Here is a 606-nt window from a genome sequence, read left to right on the forward strand (position 1 = left end):
GCCTGTAAAGAATAGAGCTCCATCACCAGCCATTGAAACAAGTGCATGTTGAGCGCCTAAAGCAATAAGTTTTTTACCATAAGGAATAATATCTTCAACAGACTCGAATGTTGCATCGAAAAGTTCAGCTAATTCATGATGGTTTGGTTTAACCAATAATGGTTTATGAACTAAAGCGTTCTTCAATTCTGGTCCAGTTGTATCGATCACGAAGTCAGCATTACGTGAAACAATTTTTCCAATCATATTTTGATAAAAATCTTCAGGTAGAGAAGGGGGCTTGTTTCCAGAAAGAACTACAATATCCTCATCTGTCATTAAATCCATTTGTTTCATTAATTGATTTGCTTCAACATCAGTAATAGCAGGGCCTTGGCCATTTATTTCAGTTTCTGAATCAGATTTCAATTTTACATTGATTCGTGTGTCGCCTTTAATTGAGACAAATTGTGTATGAACACCTTCTTTTTCCAACCAATCAGAGATAAAGTTTCCAGTAAAACCGCCTAGAAAACCTAAAGCTGTAGAAGGCTGACCGATATGGTTTAGAACACGAGAAACGTTAATGCCTTTACCACCTGGAAGTTTAATATCTTTATTCATCCG

The 606-nt window shown here is 36.3% G+C and carries 1 protein-coding gene; it reads right to left on the reverse strand.

Features of this window, described 5'->3' with window-relative positions:
• The coding region (locus ABS911_RS15275) for a 1-phosphofructokinase family hexose kinase (protein ID WP_350468256.1) at nt 1–606 on the reverse strand (606 nt) is incomplete at both ends.

Source organism: Carnobacterium sp. (assembly GCF_040274425.1).